Below are 875 nucleotides of genomic sequence, written 5' to 3'. Positions count from 1 at the left end.
GCGAAAGGACTCCGTCCCGCTGGCGCGAGCGGCCAGACAGCCGGAAAGCAAATGCAGTGCCACAGCAGCCATGGGCAGATTTGACGAGACAGGTTGACTTCAGTATGGAAGAGATTGGAAGTGGGGGATTCCAAATCGTGGCAGAGTGGTCAGGCTCTCACTTGCGCCTTGCTCCAAGAAAACCCCTGGCCTGAAGTGCCATCAACTGGTTGACCTAAGAACCGAGGGAACTGTCGGATGAGCGGATTTGAGCTGCCTTTGACGGTGGAAGTGTTGCGTTGGTTAGCGGGCGGTCAGTTGGCCGAGCGCCTGGAGCGGGCCGTGCGCCTGTGGGTACTGCTCCACTGCCTCTATGGCGAAAACCGCTGGCCAGACCTGCCGGAAACCTTTGGCTACACCCACATCCGGGATCGCTTGCTCTCACCACGGCACCCCAAGCAGGATCTGGCACAAGGGATCCCTTCACCCTGTCCTGATGTTGACTGCATTTGCTGGAAACCCTTGAGGTTTTGGCTGAAGGATCCCAACCTATTGGCCGCCTTAAAAGCAGAAGTTCCCGATCTGGAAGCGCTGCTATCTGCTCAACCCTTTCACAAGACCCATCGCACCCTGCGCAAAGAGCTGGATTACCTGGCTGCCCGGGGTTGGCTGCAACAAATTCAGGCCAACTCTAGGCGGAGAGATAATTTTCGCTGCCGTGCGCCGGGGGATCGTCCCCAACTGCCCGTATCTTCATCGGCTTTGACCTTATCGGGCCATCAACTGGAACAGATCTATCACATCCTCAGCGATGTGGCCTTTGTACATCCAGATGTGCAGGTTTTGCTGGATGAAATCTGGGCCAACCAAAGGACTCCGTCCCGCTGGCGCGATCA

1 pseudogene is annotated in these 875 nt (G+C 57.0%); it reads left to right on the top strand.

What is annotated here, in order from left to right:
* Positions 1-237: 237 nt before the first annotated feature.
* Positions 238-875: pseudogene (locus NW818_RS12345) on the top strand (hypothetical protein); the annotation flags it as partial.

The organism is Synechococcus sp. R6-5 (assembly GCF_047461775.1).
Taxonomy (GTDB): Bacteria; Cyanobacteriota; Cyanobacteriia; order Thermostichales; family Thermostichaceae; genus Thermostichus.
The sequence above is the reverse complement of the archived record's forward strand: the minus strand, read 5'-3'. Positions and strand labels throughout refer to the sequence as shown.